At 66.2% G+C, this 18,684-nt stretch carries 18 protein-coding genes; 10 read left to right on the top strand and 8 right to left on the bottom strand.

What is annotated here, in order from left to right; all coding sequences use genetic code 11:
• The first annotated feature begins 161 nt into the window (after positions 1–161).
• The 5 genes from U1739_RS13835 (at position 162) to U1739_RS13815 (ending at position 5,725) form a co-directional block, all read left to right on the top strand.
• Positions 162–2,459 (top strand): FtsK/SpoIIIE family DNA translocase, encoded by a 2,298-nt coding sequence (locus tag U1739_RS13835; protein WP_332709033.1) that lies wholly within the window; start codon positions 162–164, stop codon positions 2,457–2,459.
• A 67-nt stretch (positions 2,460–2,526) separates the two neighbouring features.
• Positions 2,527–3,129: a LolA family protein gene (locus tag U1739_RS13830; RefSeq protein WP_332709031.1), complete on the top strand. Its 603-nt coding sequence runs from the start codon at positions 2,527–2,529 to the stop codon at positions 3,127–3,129.
• 222 nt (positions 3,130–3,351) lie between these two features.
• The gene (locus tag U1739_RS13825; protein WP_332709029.1) at positions 3,352–4,146 is read left to right on the top strand and encodes an exodeoxyribonuclease III; all 795 of its coding nucleotides are present in this window, start codon (positions 3,352–3,354) and stop codon (positions 4,144–4,146) included.
• On the top strand, positions 4,143–5,204 hold the full coding sequence (gene ribA, locus U1739_RS13820) for a GTP cyclohydrolase II (protein ID WP_332709027.1): 1,062 nt from the start codon (positions 4,143–4,145) through the stop codon (positions 5,202–5,204). The genes U1739_RS13825 and ribA overlap by 4 nt, the downstream gene beginning before the upstream one ends.
• Positions 5,205–5,206: 2 nt before the next feature.
• Positions 5,207–5,725: a YdcF family protein gene (locus tag U1739_RS13815; protein ID WP_332709025.1), complete on the top strand. Its 519-nt coding sequence runs from the start codon at positions 5,207–5,209 to the stop codon at positions 5,723–5,725.
• 19 nt (positions 5,726–5,744) lie between these two features.
• On the opposite strand, the gene U1739_RS13810 is transcribed toward U1739_RS13815, so the two are convergent.
• On the bottom strand, positions 5,745–6,407 hold the full coding sequence (locus U1739_RS13810) for an HAD family hydrolase (protein ID WP_332709023.1): 663 nt from the start codon (positions 6,405–6,407) through the stop codon (positions 5,745–5,747).
• Positions 6,404–7,084 (bottom strand): YggS family pyridoxal phosphate-dependent enzyme, encoded by a 681-nt coding sequence (locus U1739_RS13805; protein ID WP_332709021.1) that lies wholly within the window; start codon positions 7,082–7,084, stop codon positions 6,404–6,406. The genes U1739_RS13810 and U1739_RS13805 overlap by 4 nt, the downstream gene beginning before the upstream one ends.
• Before the next feature lie 61 nt (positions 7,085–7,145).
• Between U1739_RS13805 and U1739_RS13800 the strand changes: the two genes are divergently transcribed.
• Positions 7,146–7,640 carry a thiamine phosphate synthase gene (locus U1739_RS13800; protein WP_332709019.1) on the top strand — a complete coding sequence of 165 codons (495 nt, stop codon included), beginning with the start codon at positions 7,146–7,148 and terminating at the stop codon, positions 7,638–7,640.
• Here the strand turns inward: U1739_RS13800 and U1739_RS13795 are convergent.
• A complete protein-coding gene (locus U1739_RS13795) occupies positions 7,637–8,341 on the bottom strand; it encodes a hypothetical protein (protein ID WP_332709017.1) in 705 nt (234 codons plus the stop codon). The two genes, U1739_RS13800 and U1739_RS13795, sit on opposite strands and share 4 nt — an antisense overlap.
• Before the next feature lie 196 nt (positions 8,342–8,537).
• Here U1739_RS13795 and U1739_RS13790 point away from each other — a divergent pair, with 196 nt between their 5' ends.
• The 4 genes from U1739_RS13790 to holA are packed head-to-tail and all read left to right on the top strand — an operon-like array spanning position 8,538 to position 13,076.
• The gene (locus U1739_RS13790; protein ID WP_332709015.1) at positions 8,538–8,987 is read left to right on the top strand and encodes a DUF3576 domain-containing protein; all 450 of its coding nucleotides are present in this window, start codon (positions 8,538–8,540) and stop codon (positions 8,985–8,987) included.
• Positions 8,988–9,002: 15 nt separating this feature from the next.
• Positions 9,003–11,558, top strand: a complete 2,556-nt coding sequence (gene leuS / locus U1739_RS13785) for a leucine--tRNA ligase (protein WP_332709013.1) — start codon at positions 9,003–9,005, stop codon at positions 11,556–11,558.
• Positions 11,555–12,055: an LPS assembly lipoprotein LptE gene (gene lptE, locus U1739_RS13780; RefSeq protein ID WP_332709011.1), complete on the top strand. Its 501-nt coding sequence runs from the start codon at positions 11,555–11,557 to the stop codon at positions 12,053–12,055. The genes leuS and lptE overlap by 4 nt, the downstream gene beginning before the upstream one ends.
• A 7-nt stretch (positions 12,056–12,062) precedes the next feature.
• Positions 12,063–13,076: a DNA polymerase III subunit delta gene (holA, locus tag U1739_RS13775; RefSeq protein ID WP_332709009.1), complete on the top strand. Its 1,014-nt coding sequence runs from the start codon at positions 12,063–12,065 to the stop codon at positions 13,074–13,076.
• 131 nt (positions 13,077–13,207) lie between these two features.
• Here holA and U1739_RS13770 read toward each other — a convergent pair whose 3' ends face one another.
• The 5 genes from U1739_RS13770 to mnmE are packed head-to-tail and all read right to left on the bottom strand — an operon-like array spanning position 13,208 to position 18,681.
• Positions 13,208–14,119, bottom strand: coding sequence for a ParB/RepB/Spo0J family partition protein (locus U1739_RS13770; RefSeq protein WP_332709007.1), 912 nt, complete (start codon positions 14,117–14,119; stop codon positions 13,208–13,210).
• The gene (locus U1739_RS13765) at positions 14,116–14,907 is read right to left on the bottom strand and encodes a ParA family protein (RefSeq protein ID WP_332709005.1); all 792 of its coding nucleotides are present in this window, start codon (positions 14,905–14,907) and stop codon (positions 14,116–14,118) included. The genes U1739_RS13770 and U1739_RS13765 overlap by 4 nt, the downstream gene beginning before the upstream one ends.
• A complete protein-coding gene (rsmG, locus tag U1739_RS13760) occupies positions 14,904–15,452 on the bottom strand; it encodes a 16S rRNA (guanine(527)-N(7))-methyltransferase RsmG (RefSeq protein WP_332709003.1) in 549 nt (182 codons plus the stop codon). The genes U1739_RS13765 and rsmG overlap by 4 nt, the downstream gene beginning before the upstream one ends.
• A 59-nt stretch (positions 15,453–15,511) precedes the next feature.
• The gene (gene mnmG / locus U1739_RS13755; protein ID WP_332709001.1) at positions 15,512–17,347 is read right to left on the bottom strand and encodes a tRNA uridine-5-carboxymethylaminomethyl(34) synthesis enzyme MnmG; all 1,836 of its coding nucleotides are present in this window, start codon (positions 17,345–17,347) and stop codon (positions 15,512–15,514) included.
• Positions 17,348–17,400: 53 nt separating this feature from the next.
• Positions 17,401–18,681 (bottom strand): tRNA uridine-5-carboxymethylaminomethyl(34) synthesis GTPase MnmE, encoded by a 1,281-nt coding sequence (gene mnmE / locus U1739_RS13750; RefSeq protein ID WP_332708999.1) that lies wholly within the window; start codon positions 18,679–18,681, stop codon positions 17,401–17,403.
• Positions 18,682–18,684 lie beyond the last annotated feature (3 nt).

Below are 18,684 nucleotides of genomic sequence, written 5' to 3'. Positions count from 1 at the left end.
CCGGCCTTCTGTCCTTCGCGCCTTCCTTCCCCTCCGCGCCTTCGCGTGAAATCCCCTCTTCCTTCCCTGCCGCCCAGGCGACGAGCCGACCCGGATTGCTTGACGCCAGACTCCGCAAGAGCGATTAACCGGAACAGATAGCGGACAGATGGGGACGAGACATGGCAAGCCGGGCTCGGCCTGCGCTTTGGCGTGAAACGGTGAAGGCGGGAGCGATGCGCAGCAGCGCGTTGCTCGGCGCGCTCGGCTTGTTCACCGCGACGCTGCTGATGGTGATCGCGTTGGCGAGCTATCATTCCGGCGACCCTTCGCTCAACACGGCGTCTGGCGGGCCGGCGGAAAATTGGCTCGGCGCGCCCGGCGCCTGGTTCGCCGATCTGGTGTTCGCGATTTTCGGGCCGGCGGTGATCCTGCTGCTGCCGATCGCGCCGATCCTGGGCATGCGCTTGTGGCGCGACGCGCCGCTCGGCCGCTGGGTGCGGATGCTGCTGCTGGCGAGCCTTGGCGTGGTGCTGATCGGCACCGCGCTGACCTTCATCTCCGCTTCTTCCGTCTTGGCGCTGCCGGCGGGCTGGGGCGGCGTGCTCGGGCTCGGGCTGGCCGACGCGCTGCGCTGGATCATCGCCTTTATCGGCGAGCCGACCGCGGTGACCTGGACCGGTCGCGGCGTCGGACTGGTCGCCGCTGTGGCCGGCGCGGCAATCTGGGCGCGCGCGTTACAGATCGGTTTCTCCGCCCGCAACCTGCCGCGCCTGCCGCAATTCCGCGTCGATCGCCCGATTTCCGAACGCGAGGTGCTCGAAGCCGAGCCGGTGCGCAGCAAGGTGGCGCCCGAGCCGCGCGCCATCGCCTTGCCCGATGCGCGGCCTGGCCCGGTGATCGCCGATCGCTCGCTCGCCCCGTCGCTGGCCAAGCCCCGCGTGGCGCAGGAACGGCTCGACCTGCGCGACAACAATTATCAGCTACCCGATCTGGACCTGCTCAAGCCCACCCCGCCCTCGGCCGGCAACGTGATCGACAAGGCCGCGCTGGAGCGCAATGCGCGGCTGCTCGAATCGGTGCTGGACGATTTCCACGTCAAGGGATCGATCGTCGAGGTCCGCCCCGGCCCGGTCGTGACGATGTACGAACTCGAGCCGGCCAGCGGCATCAAGGCGAGCCGCGTGATCCAGCTGGCCGACGATATCGCGCGCAACATGAGCGCGATTTCCGCGCGCGTCGCGACCATTCCCGGGCGCACGGTGATCGGCATCGAACTGCCCAACGCTCGGCGCGAGATGGTCGGCCTGCACGAGCTGATCGGCTCGCGGAGCTTCGAGGATCAGTCTGCTTCCCTGCCCTTGGTGCTGGGCAAGAATATCGCCGGCGATCCGGTGATCGCCGATCTCGCGCCGATGCCGCATCTGCTCGTTGCCGGCACCACCGGCTCGGGCAAGTCGGTGGGCTTGAACTGCATGATCCTGTCGCTGCTCTATCGGCTGACGCCGGAACAGTGCCGCATGATCATGATCGATCCCAAGATGCTCGAACTGAGCATGTACGAGGATATCCCGCATCTGCTGTCGCCGGTGGTCACCGACCCCAACAAGGCGGTGCGCGCGCTGAAATGGGCGGTCGAGCAGATGGAGGACCGTTATCGCCAGATGTCCTCGGTCGGCGTGCGCAGTCTCGCCAGCTTCAACGAGAAGGTCCGCGCCGCCAAGGCCAAGGGCCAGCCGCTCGGGCGCAAGGTGCAATGCGGCTATTCCGAGGGCGGCCAGCCGATCTACGAGGAAGAACAGCTCGATTATAACCCGCTGCCGCAGATCGTGGTGATCGTCGACGAGCTCGCCGATCTGATGATGACCGCAGGCAAGGAAGTCGAATTCCTCATCCAGCGCCTGGCGCAGAAAGCGCGTGCGGCCGGCATCCACCTGATCATGGCGACGCAACGCCCCTCGGTCGACGTCATCACCGGCGTGATCAAGGCCAATCTGCCGACTCGAATCAGCTTCCACGTGACCAGCAAGATCGATTCGCGCACCATTCTGGGCGAACAGGGCGCCGAGCAGCTGCTCGGCAAGGGCGACATGCTGTACATGCCCGGCGGCCGCGGCGTGGTGCGCGTGCACGGGCCGTTCGTCACCGACGACGAGGTCCGCGCGGTGGCCGATCACTGGCGCGCGCAAGGGCAGCCCGATTACATCCAGTCGGTCACCGAGGAGCCCGAGGAAAGCTTCGCGCTCGACGGCGCGCCGGACGGCGAGGATTCGGCCGAGGACCAGCAATATCGCAACGCCATCCAGCTGGTGGTGGAAAGCCAGAAGGCCTCGACCAGCTGGCTGCAGCGCCAGCTCCGCGTCGGTTATAATTCGGCTGCCCGACTGATCGAGCGAATGGAGAAAGACGGCATCGTCGGCCGCCCGGATCATGTGGGCCGCCGCGAAGTACTGCGCGACCGCGACGGGAACCCGCTCTAGCCCGAGCGGTTCACGGCGCATTCAATGCGCGCCCCCCATAGCGCCGGCCAGTCCTCAGGAGAATTCCGTGACCTATCGTTTCCTTACCGCGCTCGCGCTGACGCCGGCGCTGGTTGCCGCGGCGCCGGGCGAACTTGGCCGGGTGCAGAGCCATCTGCAATCGGTGCAGAGCATGACGGCCAATTTCACCCAGACCGATCGCACCGGCAAGGTGCTGACCGGCGTGCTGACGCTGAAGAAGCCGGGCAAGATCCGCTTTCAATATGAAAAGGGCGTGCCGATCCTGATCGTCGGCGATGGCAAGGCGCTGTGGTTCCTGGATTATTCGGTGGGGCAGAAGCAACGCTGGCCGATCGGCAATTCGCCGCTCGGCGTATTGCTCAACCCGGACAAGGACATGACACGGTTCGCCCGGGTCATTCCCGGCGGCGATCCGCGCATCGTCTCGGTCGAGGCCAACGACCCCAAACATCCTGAATATGGCCGCATCACCTTGATCTTCGCGCGCAGCCCGACGGCGCCGGGTGGGTTGATGCTGCAGGGCTGGGTGGCGCTTGATGCGCAGAACAATCGCACCTCGATCCGGCTGACCAATCAGCGCTTTAACGCGCCGGTTAGCGACGGAACGTTCCGCTTCAACGATCCGCAGCGCAAAACCGGCGGACGCTGAACGTTCATTCATACTGGCGACAGGTTCCTCTCGCTAGATACGACCTCGCGGATGTGGGGCGGTTCGGGATTTTCCCCCTGTTGCTCGAACTGGCTCATTTCCCGCCTGCGTGACGAACGCTAGGTCGGCCCTCGCTCCATGCCCCCGGAGCGGGGGCCTTTCGTTTTTGCAGCGCGTGCGCTCGCTCTGGCGTTCGATCCACCCCATGGCTACATGCTCGGCATGACGGACACGCTCAAGATCGTATCGTGGAACATCAATTCCGTGCGTTTCCGCATCGAGATCGTCGAGCGCTTCCTGCGCGAGGTTCAGCCGGACGTGCTGTGCCTGCAGGAAACCAAGGTGATCGATGGCGACTTCCCCAGCGCCGCATTCCGCGCCTTGGGCTATGATCAGGTCATCCTGCACGGTCAGAAGATGCACCACGGCGTGGCGACGATCTCGCGCGTGCCGGTGGTGGAGGATGATCGCTACGACTGGCAGGCGAACATGGAAGCGCGGCATGTCGGCGTGCGGCTGCCCAACGGGGTCAGGCTCGACAATGTCTATGTGCCCGCAGGCGGCGACGTGCCCGATCGCGAGGTCAACGCGAAGTTCGGCCAGAAGCTCGATTTCGTCGAGCGCATGACGCGCTGGTCGGCCGATCTCAAGACGCCGACGATCCTGACCGGCGATTTCAACATCGCACCGCTCGAATCCGATGTGTGGAGCCACAAGCAATTGCTCAACACGGTCAGCCATACAAGAATCGAGATCGAGGCGCTGAACGGGCTGCAAGCGTCGAACGACTGGGTCGATCTGGGCCGCCATTTCCATCCCGCGCCGGCGCGGCTGCATACCTGGTGGAGCTATCGCTCGCCCGATTTCACCGCCAATGATCGCGGCCGGCGGCTCGACCATATGTGGGCGACCGCCGATGTCGCCGCGACCGCCACCGCCCATAGCGTGTTCGAGGATTGTCGCTCGTGGCTGAAACCCTCCGATCACATTCCGATCATGACCGAGTTCCGGGTGTGAGCGATGCGCGCCAGACGGCGCTGGCGATCGATGCGCTGCGCCGCGGCTGGTCGATCGCGCTTACCGGCGCGGATGGTCGCCTGGCGCTGTTGCCGATCGAGACCGCCGATCCCGTGCGGCTGGCGGCGTTCGATCCCGACGGCAGGGCGGCGGTGCTGCTCTCGGCGGGTCGCGCACTGACGCTCAAGCTGGCCAATCAGCGTGCCGCCGCCGTGCCCGATGCGCCGGTGCTGGTCGACCGCGCGCCGTGGCTCGACTTTGCCGCGGCGACCGCGCTGGCCGATCCGCAGCTCGATCTGCAGACGCCGCTCAAGGGGCCGTTTCGCGCCATTCCGTTGGACGAGAGCGCGGCGGGCGCGGCGGCGCTACGGCTGGCGCGGATCGGCGGGGTCTTGCCGGCCTTTTTCGCCCTTCCCGGCGGTAGCGCGGATCTGACGCTCGATGTCGCCGATATCGCCGCGCACGAAGACGCCCAGCGCCTGGCCATCGCGACGCGCGCACGCCTTCCCGTCGCGGGCGCGGAGGATGCGGAGATCGTCGCTTTCCGCACGCCAGAAATGCCCGGTGAGCATGTCGCCTTGCTGATCGGTGCGCCCAATGGCCAGCCGCCGCTCGTCCGGCTGCACAGCGAATGTCTCACCGGCGATGTGCTCGGCAGCCTCAAATGCGATTGCGGACCACAGCTCGATGCGGCGATCGCGGCGATTCAGGCGAGCGGCTGGGGCATCTTGCTTTATCTGCGCCAGGAAGGCCGCGGCATTGGGCTGATCAACAAATTGCGCGCCTATGCGCTGCAGGATCAGGGATTCGACACGGTCGATGCCAATACCCGGCTTGGTTTTGCGGTCGATTCGCGCAATTTTCGCGTCGCCGCGCGGATGCTGACCTTGCTCGCCCAGCCCAAGGTGCGGCTGCTGACCAACAATCCCGAAAAGGTCGCGCAGCTGGAAGCCGCCGGGGTCCAGGTGATCGAGCGCGTGCCGCATTTCCTGCCGGCCAATCCGCACAACGAACGCTATCTCGCCACCAAGCGCGATCGCACCGGACACCAGCTGTAACCATGCTCGCCAAATCGCCACGACAATTGATCGTCGTGTTTGGCGCGGCGGTGCGCGCCGATGGCCGGCCCAGCCCCTCGCTACGCCGCCGGATCGACTATGCCGCCGGCGCCGCGGCGCGCTATCCCGAGGCCGATCTGTTCTGCTCCGGCGCCGCCGGCGCCGAAGGACCGTCCGAAGCATCGGTGATGGCAGCCATTCTGGCCGAGCACATCGATCCGGCGCGGCTGCATCTCGACGAGGTGAGCATCGACACGCTGACCTCCGTGCGCGCCGCCGCCGCCTTCTTTCGCAAAGGCGGCTATGACCACTGCCTGACCTGTACCGATCGCTATCACCAGGCCCGTATCCGCATGCTGTTCGCGTTTTACGGCATCTATGCGCGGCCGATCATGTTCTACCGCGACGAGGAGCGCACCAAGGCGTGGTGGCGGATGCGCGCCCGCGAAGGCGCGGCGCTGCCTTATGATTTCGTCGCCGGGCTCGGCGCGCGGGCGCGGGATTTGCTGCGGCGGCGCTAACGTCTGCTCTCCTGCGATCCTACGCGATGAGCGCCCGCACCTCATCGAAATCATGTGCGATCGCATCGACCCCCAGACCAATCAGCCGCTCGCGATGCGCCGGCGCGCAATGCGTGCCTGCGCACAGCCCGATGACATACGCACCCGAGGCGACCGCCCCGGTCGCGCCGACCACCGAATCCTCCAGGATCATGCACTCGGCGATATCTACGCCGATCGCCTTGGCGGCGTGCCAATAGAGATCGGGTGCCGGCTTGCCACGCGCGACATGTTCATGACCGCTGAAGATATGGGGCGTGAACGCATCGAGCAGACCGAGATGCTCCAGATGCGTGGTGATCCACCGTGTCGAACTGGACGAAGCGATCGCACGCGGCAGATCGGCGGGCAGGCTGCGCACGAAATCGATCGCCCCCACCACGGGGTCGATCCCATCACGCAGCACGCGTTCGTTCTCGATCTCGCGTTCGCTGTGAAAGCTCGCCGGCAGCGGGCGGCCGATCCACCCCTCGACCGCGCCGATAAAGGCGCCGCCGGACAGGCCCATGAAGTTCTGCATCGATTGTTCGGGCGTGATCGGGTGGCCGATGCCCGTCAGATACGCGGCAAGCTGCAGATTGCCGGCATATTCGCTTTCCAGCAGCACACCGTCGAAATCGAAAATGATCCCGGAAAATTTCATGCGCGCGTTCCAAACAAGGCGGTGCCGACGCGCACATAGGTCGCGCCGATCGTCACGGCGGTTTCATAGTCGCTCGACATGCCGATGCTCAGCCCGGCCAGATCGTTGTCGCGGGCGAGCTTGGCGAGCAGGGCGAAATAGGGCGCCGGCTCCGTCTCGGCGGGCGGAATCGCCATCAGGCCGACGATCGGCAGCCCCGCCGCGCGCGCTGCGGCAAGCAATGCGGGCAGATCGCCGATCGAACAGCCGCCCTTTTGCGGCTCGTCGCCGATATTGACCTGCAGAAAGCACGGCGGTCGCTTGCCGAGCTTGTCCATCGCCCGGCCGAGCGCGGTGACCAGCGAGGCGCGATCGACCGCATGGATCGTATCGAACAGCGCGACCGCATCCTCAGCCTTGTTCGATTGCAGCTGGCCGATCAGGTGCAGCACGGCATCGGGATAGCGCGCGCGCAGATCGGGCCATTTATCCTGCGCTTCCTGCACGCGATTCTCGCCAAAGTGGCGCTGCCCCGCTTCCAGCAGGGGGAGGATTGTTTCCGGACTCTGCGTCTTGGAGACAGCGATCAGCGTAATAGCGTCGGCCTGACGCTGTGCCAGAGCGGCAGCATGGGCGATCGATTGCTGAACGGTGGCCAGAGCGGTTGCAGGAGTGGTTGCGGGATCGTGTGCGGGCATCGGCGCTGCTATAGGCACGGTCGTGCCGCCTCGCCACCGCAACTTGCCCAAGCAGTGGCTGATGACCGACGAACGGCTCGGCGACGATCTGTGGCGTGCGCTCGACGCACTGCCGCGCGGCGGCGGGGTGATCTTCCGCCATTATGCCACCCCGCTGGCGGAACGGCGCGCTTTGTTCGCGCGCGTGGCGCAAGTTGCGCGGCGCAACCGGCTGGTGCTGATCCGCGCCGGCGCGCAGCGGCTGGGTAAAGCAGACGGGGTTCATGGCGCGGCGTGGTGCCATCACGGCGATATCCGTACCTGGCCCGCGCATTCGCGGCGCGAGGCGCTGGCAGGCGTTAGGGCAGGGGCCGATCTGCTGTTGGTATCGCCGATCTTCGCGACGCGCTCGCATCCTGGCGCCAAGGCCTTGGGTCGCCGTGCGGCCCGGGCGATGATCCGGGGACTGGATATCCCGGCGATCGCGCTCGGCGGCATGACCGCGCGGCGCTTCAGGACATTATGCGGATTTTACGGCTGGGCGGCGATCGACGCGTGGATCACGCCCGACGTTTAGAAGCGGAAGGCGGTACCGACGTAAACGGCCTGGCTGTCGAGACGATCGTCCTTCATCCGCTCAAGCCGATCACGCTCGGACTTGTACCGCACGCCCGCCGTCACGGCCAGGTTGCGCGTCAGCGAGTAGGAACCACCGACATCCAGCGCATAGCTCGGCGCATCCTCGACCAGCCTGGGCGCGCCGGCCAGCGGACGATCGGCGATCGCCTTGACCCGCGTGCTGAATTTCTGGCCGGTATAACTGACGCCGAGATCCATCGTCTCGCGGCTGCCCGGCAGGCCGGAAAGATCGACGCGCGCCACGTCGCCGGAAACGGCAAAGCGCTTCCAGCCGACGGCAACACCGAGGTTATAGGCGATCGGCGCGAGGCTGACCGACGGGGCGGCACCACTTTCGGCATTGAGCGCGCTGCGTGTCGAGCGTGCGCGAATCGCCACGGTCACCGCGCGCCCGCCATTGCGGCGCGATTCGGACGGGGTGAAGCGGAACGCGCCGGTCTCGAGACCACCGCGCGAGAACAAAGCGGCGAGGCGCGGGTCGGCCGAGGCGGGCGTGAACGACCCGATGCCACGGCCAGAAAAACTGCGCTTTTCCGGGCGATTCGCGGCATCCGGTGCGCCGATCGCGGGCGCGACGAAGATTGCGGCGGCCAGCAGCCCCCCCAATCCCAATCCTGCCATCAAGCGACCTACGATCACGTCATACCCCTTTGCCGGCACTACCGTACCGACGCTACATAACGCGCCTATACCGAATATCTCCTGCGCCACTACCGGCCAGAGTCACTTTATAGACGAGTGTTGCATCATACCCACAGCGGGCCAGCCTTGCGGCAGGCGCGAGACCATCTATAGATGCGCCCTCATGTATCCTTTTACGCCCAGGAAATCGCCGATGATCCGCCTCCCGGCCCCCAAACTGGTGATGTTCGCCCTGACGCTTGCCGCGCCGCTGGCGCTTGCCGCCTGTGGCGGTGGCAAGGATCGCCCCCAGGCCGATCTCGCGGCCTCGCGCATCACGACCATCGGGGTGAATTCCTATCTGTGGCGCGCGTCGCTCGATACGCTCAGCTTCATGCCGCTGGTGCAGACCGATTCGAACGGCGGCGTGATCGTCACCGACTGGTATATCAACCCGGCGGCACCGACCGAGCGGGTTAAGGTGACGGTGACGATCCTCGACCAGGATCTGCGCGCCGATGGCCTGCGCGTCGCGGCATTGCGCGAAGTGAACCAGGGTGGCCAGTGGGTCGCCGCACCGGTCAAGGCCGCCACCGTCCAGAAACTCGAAGATGCGATCCTGACCCGCGCGCGCGATCTGCGCCGCGGCTCGATCGCCGGATAACAGAAAGATCAAATTATGGCGTCGCGCTTCAATGCGCTGAAGGCGGACGCAAGCTGGCAGAAGGTGTGGGACGAATCCCGCACCTTTGCCGCGCGTGACGATAGCCCCAAGCCGCGTTCCTATGTGCTCGAGATGTTTCCCTACCCGTCGGGGCGGATTCATATGGGCCACGTGCGCAATTACACGATGGGCGACGTGCTGGCGCGCTATCGCCGCATGATCGGGCATGAAGTGCTCCATCCGATGGGGTGGGACGCATTCGGCATGCCGGCCGAGAATGCCGCGATGGAAAAGGGCGTGCATCCCGGCGCCTGGACCCGCGCCAATATCGCGACGATGAAGGCGCAGCTGAAGCGGTTGGGCTTTGCGCTCGATTGGACGCGCGAACTAGCGACGTGCGAGCCGGACTATTACGGCCATGAACAGGCGCTGTTCCTCGATCTGTTCAAGGCCGGGTTGGTCTACCGCAAGGAATCGGCGGTCAATTGGGATCCGGTCGACATGACCGTGCTGGCCAACGAACAGGTTATCGACGGCCGCGGCTGGCGCTCGGGCGCATTGGTCGAGCGGCGCAAGCTCAGCCAGTGGTTCCTCAAGATCACCGATTTTGCCGACGAACTGCTCGACGGTCTGGGCGCGCTCGAACATTGGCCGGACAAGGTCAAGCTGATGCAGGAAAACTGGATCGGCCGCAGCCAGGGGCTGACCTTTTCGTTTAAGCTTTCGGACGGGGATAAGGTCGACGTGTTCACCACGCGGCCGGACACGATGTTCGGCTCGGCCTTCGTCGCGGTCGCAGCGGATCACCCGATCGCGCGTGCACTGGCCGAGCGTGACCCAGAAGCGGCTGCCTTTATCGATCTGTGCAAGCGCGGCGGCACCACCGCAGCGGAAATGGACACGCAGGAGAAGCTCGGCTTCGCTACCGGCATCACCGCCACCCATCCGCTCGATCCGGCGTGGCAGCTGCCGGTCTACATCGCCAATTTCGTGTTGATGGAATACGGCACCGGCGCGGTGTTCGGCGTGCCGGCGCACGACCAGCGCGATCTCGATTTCGCGCGCAAATACGGCCTGCCGGTCAAGCGCGTCGTCTCGGAGGGCGCGATCGAGGATCCGGTGTTCGTCGGCAACGAGGCGTATAGCGGTCCTGGCGTGCTGGTGAATTCGCACTTCCTCGACGGCATGGATATCGAGGACGCCAAGCGCGTGGTGATCGAACGCGCCGAGGGCGAGGGCTGGGGCACCGGCTCGACCGTGTTCCGGCTGCGCGACTGGGGCGTCAGCCGCCAGCGTTACTGGGGCACGCCGATCCCGATCATCCATTGCGATGCCTGCGGCGTCGTGCCGGTGCCACGCGCGCAATTGCCGGTGGTGCTGCCCGAGGATGTCAGCTTCGACGTGCCGGGCAATCCGCTCGATCGCCACACCGAGTGGAACCAGGTCGATTGCCCCTCCTGTGGCGGCAAGGCGCGGCGCGAGACGGATACGCTGGATACGTTCGTCAACTCGTCCTGGTATTTCATCCGCTTCGCCAGCCAACCCGACGACAAGCCGTTCGACCGTGCCGTGGCCGAGCAATGGCTCCCGGTCGGCCAATATATCGGCGGCGTCGAGCACGCGATCCTGCACCTGCTCTACGCCCGCTTCTGGACCCGCGCGCTCAAGCATATCGGCCAGCTCGATGTGGCGGAACCATTCGCCGGCCTATTCACGCAGGGCATGGTGACGCACGAAACGTATAGCCGGACGATCGAGACGATCGGCACCGATGGCGTCGATATGCTCCATAAGCCGCTGTGGCTGGGCCCGGACGATATCGAGCGGCGTGATGGCGGCGTGTTCGAGATCGCGACGGGTGAAGCGGTCACGATCGGCCGCGTCGAGAAAATGTCCAAGTCGAAGAAGAACACGGTCGATCCCGAGCCGATCGTCGATCAGTATGGCGCGGATGCGGTGCGCTGGTTCATGCTGTCGGACAGCCCGCCGGAGCGCGACCTGCCCTGGAGCGAAAGCGGGATCGAGGGATCGTGGCGCTTTATCCAGCGGCTGTGGCGGTTGTTCGATGGGGCGGCGGAAGGTGACGAAGGTGCCGCAACGGACGCCGCGCTGGAGCGCAAGGTGCACCAGACGATCGCGGGAATTGCCGTTGATATCGAGGCACTTAGCTTCAACAAGGCGGTCGCCAAACTGTACGCTCTGGTCAACGATATCGAACGCGCCGCACCGTCCGGCTCGCGCCGCACGGCGATCGCCACGCTGATGCGGCTGGTGGCCCCCATGGCGCCCCATATCGCCGAGGAGGCCTGGGCTGCCGCGGGCCATGACGGGCTGATCGCCGATGCGCCGTGGCCCGAGGTCGATCCGGCCATGCTCGTCGAGGATGAAGTGACCATCGCGCTGCAGGTCAACGGAAAATTGCGCGACACGGTAACGGTGGCCAAGGGCACGCCCAAGGACGTGATCGAGGCGTTGGCACTGGCCAATGCCAACGTGCTGCGCAGTATCGGCGACGCCACGCCGAAAAAGATCATCGTCGTGCCCGATCGTCTGGTAAACGTCGTCGCATGAAGCCGATCCTGATCCTCGCCAGCCTTGCCCTCACGCTTTCCGGCTGCGGCTTGCAGCCCCTGTATAGCGGGGGTGGGGCGGGCGTCGTGGCGACGACGCTGACCCAGATCGAGGTGGCGCCGATCCAGGGCAAGTCCGGTTGGCTGATGTCGACCGCGCTGAGCGATCGGCTGCAGGCCGGCAAGGCGCCACCCTTGTACCGGCTCGAAGTGCGGCTCGATGACAGGATCACCGGCCTTGGCGTGCGCAGCGACAACAGCGTCGCGCGCGAGCGGCGCACGCTGCGGGCGCGCTACCAGCTGATCAACCTGGCCAATGGCGCGGTGCTGCTCGATGCCACTGCGGGGTCCGACGCGGGGATCGATTCGGTCGGTTCGGAATATGCCACGATCACCGCGGAAAATACCGCGCTGGAGCGGCTATCGGGCATCGTCGCCGACCAGATCGTCTCGCGCGTGGCGCTGTACGTGCGACGGACCACGCCGAAGGCGCCGTGAAGGCCCCATGAAAGCTAACGTCAACCAGATCCGCGCCGCGATCGACGCACCGGGCTCCGATATCCGCCTGTTCCTGCTGCACGGGCCCGACGAGGCCGGTGCGCTGGATCTGGCGCTACGCCTCGCGCGCCGCATGGGGCCGGACGCGGAGCGGGTCGATCTCGAACCGTCCACGCTGAAATCCAATCCCGGCCGGCTGACCGACGAGGCGGCGTCGCTATCTTTGTTCGGCGGTGCGCGCCATATCCGCATCAGCGGGGCAGGGGAGGAGAGCCTGGAGGCGTTGACCTTGCTGCTCAGCATGGAGCGCGTCGGCAACCCGGTGGTGGCGATCGCACCGTCGCTCAAGGGCACCGCCAAGGTGGTCAAGCTGGCGCAGATGTCGCCGCGGGCGATGGCTTTTGCCTGCTACATGCCCGAGGGCGCAGAGGCCGACAAACTGGTCTCGACGATCGCGCGCGAGCACGACATGCGTACCACCGGCGACACGGCGACACGCATTGCTGCCGCGACCGGCGGCGATCGTGCCGTGATGACGCGCGAACTGGAAAAGCTCGCGCTATATCTCGATGCCGGACCGGACCGGCCACGCGAGATCGACGATGCCGCGCTGGATGCGATCGGCGCGGATGTCGGCGATGCCGAGATGAGCCGCGCGATCGATGCGGCGATCGATGGACGCGCCGATACGCTGGGCATGGAATTGGCGCGGCTGAGCGAGGCTGGCGTATCGCCGATCCCAGTCCTGCGGCAGCTGGCGCGGCGGCTGATGACGCTGGCCGAGCTGCGCGCGCAGGTCGATGCCGGGGCCGGGGTGGCGCAGGTAACCGAGCATGTGTTCTTTCGCGAGAAAGCGATTACCGCGCGGGCGCTCCGGCATTGGCCGAGTGACCGGCTGGCCGGCGCAATTGACCGCGTGCGACAGGCGGAGCGCGGCATGATGGGGTCGGCCAGCGCGGGGACGGTGCTGGCGGAGCAGGCGATCGTGGCGGTGGCGCGGATTGCGGCGCGGCAGCGGTGAGGGGCTTGCTCGACCCACTCGGTCATGCTGAACTTATTTCAGGATCCATGAGCGGTCATCCGCCCCAGTGACGTCACGCGTTTGGCAATTGTACGCGCATGGATCCTGAAACAAGTTCAGGATGACGCGTATCAGATCCGCTCTCCCGTAAGCCTCTGACAAATCATGTCTAATTGATCGAGCGTGGCATAGCTCAGCGTCATCGTGCCGCCCTTGGCACTGTGCGCCACGCGCACCGACAGACCGAGCAGATCGCCCAGCTGATGCTCGAGCGCGGCCAAATCGGCATCGCGCCCGCCATCGCCACCCGATCGCGCGCGCTGCTCGGGCTTGGCGGCCCGCGCGAGCCGCTCTGTTTCGCGCACCGACAGGCCGCGCGCAACGACCTGGTCGGACAGGCTCTCGATATCCGGCGCGCCGATCAGCGCGCGGGCATGGCCCATGGTTAGTTCGCCGGTGACGACGCGTTCCTGCACCGCTTGTGGCAAATCGAGCAGGCGCAGCAGATTGGCGATATGGCTGCGCGATTTGTGGACCAATTTGCCCAACGCTTCCTGCGTATGGCCGAAATCGCCGATCAAGCGATGATAGGCCTCGGCCTCTTCGATCGCGTTGAGATCCTGGCGCTGGATATTCTCGACCAAGGCGACTTCGAGCGTCTCGGCATCGTCAAACTCGCGAATGATCACCGGAACTTCGTGCAGCCGTGCGCGCTGTGCGGCGCGCCAGCGGCGCTCGCCGGCGACGATCTGATAGCCCTTGCCATGCGGGCGCACGACGATCGGCTGGATCAGCCCGCGCGCGGCGATCGACGTGGCCAGTTCGTCGAGCGCGGCTTCGTCGAAATGGCGACGCGGCTGGCCGGGATGGGGGGTGAGCGAGCCAACCGGCAGCGTGCGCAGACCGGGCGAGACCTTCTCATTGCCACCGACCGGCTCTTCGCGCGCCATGTCACCCAGCAGGGCGTTCAATCCGCGGCCGAGGCCGGAACGGGGTTTGGGGCGGGCGGCGGCGCCCGACGCGTCTGGCGTGGTATCGGTCATGCGGCCTTCGTGTACGGCGTGGCGGATTTGGGCAGGCGGCCGATCAGCTCGCGCGCCAGCGCGATATAGGCTTCCGAACCGGAGCAGCGATAATCGTAGATCAGCGCCGGCAGGCCGTGGCTCGGCGCCTCCGACAGGCGGACGTTGCGCGGAATGACGGTGTCGAACACGACGCGACCGAGCACGGCGCGGACATCGTTCGACACCTGGTCGGTGAGGCGGTTGCGGCGATCGTACATCGTCAGCGCGACGCCAAGGATGGTCAGGCCGGGATTGAAGCGCTCACGGATCCGCTCGACCGTGCCGAGCAACTGGCTGAGCCCTTCGAGCGCAAAGAATTCGCATTGCAGCGGCACGAGCAGGGAGTTCGCTGCGACCATCGCGTTGAGCGTCAGCAGGCCCAGCGATGGCGGGCAATCGATCAGCACGACATCCCAGCGCTCTTCGCACCGACCCAGTGCGCGGCTCAGGCGATGCGTGCGCTCGTCATATTCGACCAGCTCGATCTCGGCACCGGACAGATCCGAGGTGGCAGGGACAATATCAAGCTTCGGCACGCAGGTCGGAATGGCCGCGTCGGTAATTGGCATTTCGCCAAGCAGGATATCGTAGGTGGATTTCTCGCGATCGGCGCGGTTGATGCCGAGCCCGGTGGAGGCATTGCCTTGCGGATCAAGATCAATGATGAGGACACGCTGGCCGGTAGCTGCGAGTGCAGTGCCGACATTGATCGCGGTGGTCGTCTTGCCGACGCCGCCTTTCTGGTTCGCAACCGCAATGACATTCATCGACGAGAGACCCCCTGCGCGATCACGATCAACGACTTCGGATCGGTGATGCTGTGTTCCACGTGAAACGTACCATGCCATGATCGCTGCGCCTGCGCCACCTCTTCGCGCGCGCTGAGCCCTTTGGGCAGGAGCCATTTTGTCGCCGGCGTGCCGATATGGCGCGCCGCTTCGAGCAAAGCGGAGATAGACGCCACTGCACGCGCGGAAATGATCGTCGCCTTGGCGTCGACGTTTTGCGACTTGGCCGCTTCGACCGTGACGTTGTCCAGACCCAACGCTTCAGCGGCGGACCGCAGGAAATCGACGCGGCGCTTGCGCGGCTCGATCAGGATCATCGGATCGTCGCGGAGAATGGCAACGACCAAACCGGGAAAGCCCGCGCCGCTGCCGATGTCCGTCCAGACGCCCGGCGTCCCTTCGGCTAGCGGGATGAGTTGCGCGGAATCGACGATATGGCGGGCCCACATCATCTCCAGCGTGGCAGCGGAAACGAGGTTCTGATGCGCGGCTTCGTCACGCAGCAGCGTGTCGAGCAGGGCCAAGCGCTCGACAGCGAGCGCTCCGAACCGCTCGGCGATCCAGGCTTTTGCCTCATCTTCGGTCATGCGGCGCGTTTCCTGGCATGGAGCATGATCGCGGTGAGCGCTGCCGGGGTGATACCGCGGATACGGCTGGCAGCGCCGAGCGTGGTGGGGCAGGCGGCCGTGAGGCGTTCGATCATTTCGTTGGATAGGCCGGGGATAGCGGCGAAGTCGAGTTGGGGTGGGAGGACGATCGCATCATTGCCACGCAGCCGCGCGACCTCACTATCCTGGCGCGCGATATAGGGGGCATAGCGCGCATCCTCTACCGATTCGGCGAGCAACGCCGGATCATGCCGGTCGATAAGGTCGGGGGCGATCTGGGCGAGATCAACGCCGGCGATCCGCAGCCACTCGGCACCGGTACGTGGCGTTTCCGCGCCGACGACGTTCGCGGGAAGGGTATTGGCAGGAATGATGCGTGCCAATTTTCCGGCGATCTCGGCAAGTTCGGTATCGCGGGCGGCAAGATGGGCGCGACGCTCGGGGCCGAGACAGCCGGCGTGCAGGGCGATATGGCCCAAGCGAGTTTCGGCATTATCGGCGCGCAAGCGCAGGCGATATTCGGCCCGGGCGGTAAGCATGCGATATGGCTCGGTCACGCCCTGCAGCACGAGATCGTCGATCATCACCCCAAGATAGCCGCTGGCGCGATCGAGGATTACCGGCGCGATGCCCAAGGCGTAAGCGGCGGCATTGAGCCCGGCGATCAGGCCCTGACCGGCGGCTTCCTCATAGCCGGTCGTGCCGTTGATCTGTCCGGCGCAGAACAGGCCGGGCAGGGCGCGCACCTCTAGCGTCGGCGCGAGGGCGCGTGGGTCGATATGGTCATATTCCACGGCATAACCGGGCATCACGATCCGCGTACCTTCCAGACCGGGAATCGATCGGATCATGGCTTCCTGCACGTCGGTCGGCAACGAGGTGGAGATGCCGTTGGGATAGATGACAGAATCGTCCAGCCCCTCGGGCTCGAGGAATATCTGATGGCCATCGCGATCGGCGAAGCGATGGATCTTGTCCTCGATCGACGGGCAATAGCGCGGGCCGACGCCGCCGATTGCACCGCCGAACAGCGGCGAGCGATCGAGCGAGGCGCGGATGATGTCGTGCGTCTCTGGGGTCGTGCGGGTGATTGCGCAGAAGGTTTGCGGCAGTGGCCGGCCGCGGGACAGTGGCGACATCGTCCACGGATCGCTATCGCTCGGCTGTTCGGCGAGCATGGCCCAGTCGATCGTGCGGCCATCCAAGCGGGGCGGGGTGCCGGTCTTGAGCCGGGTCATCGGCAGATTAGCGACGCGGAGTTGCACCGCGAGTAGGGTCGACGCGGCCTCACCGATGCGGCCGCCCGCGAGCCGTTCCTCACCGCGGAACATACGTCCGCCCAAAAAGGTGCCGGTGGCCAGGACGATCGCCCGCGCGCGCAACTGCTGCCCTTCGGCCAAATCCAGCCCGGCGACCGCGCCATGCTGATCGAACGACAGCGCCGCCGCTTCGCCTTGGACGACCACTAGATTGGCCTGGGCGGCCACGGCGTGCTGGATGGCTGCGGCATAACGCCGGCGGTCGGCTTGGACGCGTGGGCCCTGCACAGCGCTGCCCTTGCTGCGGTTGAGCATGCGATAATGGATACCGGCGGCGTCGGTGGCGCGCGCCATCAGCCCGTCAAAGGCATCGACCTCGCGCACGAGATGTCCTTTGCCGAGCCCGCCGATCGCCGGGTTGCACGACATCGCGCCGATCTTGGCGGCGTCAAAGCTGACTAGGGCGGTGCGTGCGCCGCGTCGTGCGGCGGCAGCGGCGGCTTCGACGCCGGCATGGCCGCCACCGACGACGATGACATCGAATGTTGACATGGTGGTGCGCTAGGCATTGCCGGGCGGCAAGTCAAAGCGTTCCACGTGGAACATCACTTGCCGATGCAGAACTTCCCGAACAACGCGTCCAGCATCGCCTCCGTATCGCTATGCCCGGTAATGCCATCGAGCACGGCGAGTGCCTGGCGAAGATGCTCGGCGATGAGCAGTGGGTCGTGTTGCGTTGCGGCGGCGCGCAACGCGGTCACGGTTTCCGTCGCCAAAGCGCGCTGGCGCTGATTAAGGGCGATGTCGTCGAGCCGCGGCAGCAGCGCATGCGCCCTTCCGCCGATCAGCGTCCATAGCGCCGCCAACCCGTCTCCAGTAGCCGCGGACACGGCGATATCGCGTCCAGCGGGGAGGGCTGTCCGGCCTGGCGCGTCGGCACGGGCGTGAACCCATAAGGCGCCGCTCGGGGCATCGGTATCGCCCAGCCACAACAGGATGTCGGCGACCTGCATGGCCGAGCGCGTACGCTCGATGCCCAGACGCTCGATCGGATCCTGCGTGGTCGGCGCGAGGCCGGCCGTGTCGGTCAGCACATAGGCGATGCCATCGCGGCTGACCGGCGCGTCGATGCGGTCGCGCGTCGTCCCGGCGATCGGCGAAACGATCGCCGCGTCGCGATCGACCAACGCGTTGAGCAGGGTCGACTTGCCACTATTGGGCGGGCCGGCGAGCACCACGCGAATGCCATCGCGCAGCCGCTCGACCGGGGGTTGGCCGATCAGAACGTCGATTTCGCTGGCGAGCGCCGATGCCGCCACGGTCAGCGCGGTGAGGTCGGCGGCGGCGACATCATCCTCGTCGGCGAAATCGAGTTCCGCTTCGATCCGGGCGGCGAGTTCCAGGATGCGCGTCGACCATTGCTCGACGCGGCGGCGGATTCCGCCTTCCGCCGCGAGGATCGCGGCGCGGCGCTGGCTCTCGGTTTCGGCAGCGAGCAGGTCGCCCAGGCCTTCGGCTTCGGTCAGATCGATCCGGCCATTGGCGAGTGCGCGGCGGGTGAACTCGCCGGGCTGGGCGGGGGCAAGGCCGGGCAAGGAAGACAGCGCCCGCTCCACCGCCGCCACCACGGCGCGGCCGCCATGCAGGTGCAGTTCGACCAGATCCTCGCCGGTCGCGGTGCGCGGCGCGCGAAACACCAGGACCAGCGCACGATCGAGCACGGCGCCATCGGCGGGATCGCGCACCGCGCGCAATGTGGCGCGACGGTCTTCGGGCAGCATGCCAACCAACAATGTCGCCGCCGCCAGCGCCTCGGGGCCACTGATGCGCAACACGGCGATTGCCGCCGGCGGCGCGCCGCTGGAGACGGCGTAGATCGTGCTCACCGC

It is taken from the genome of Parasphingomonas puruogangriensis (assembly GCF_036663635.1).
GTDB lineage: Bacteria > Pseudomonadota > Alphaproteobacteria > Sphingomonadales > Sphingomonadaceae > Sphingomonas.
The sequence above is the reverse complement of the archived record's forward strand: the minus strand, read 5'-3'. Positions and strand labels throughout refer to the sequence as shown.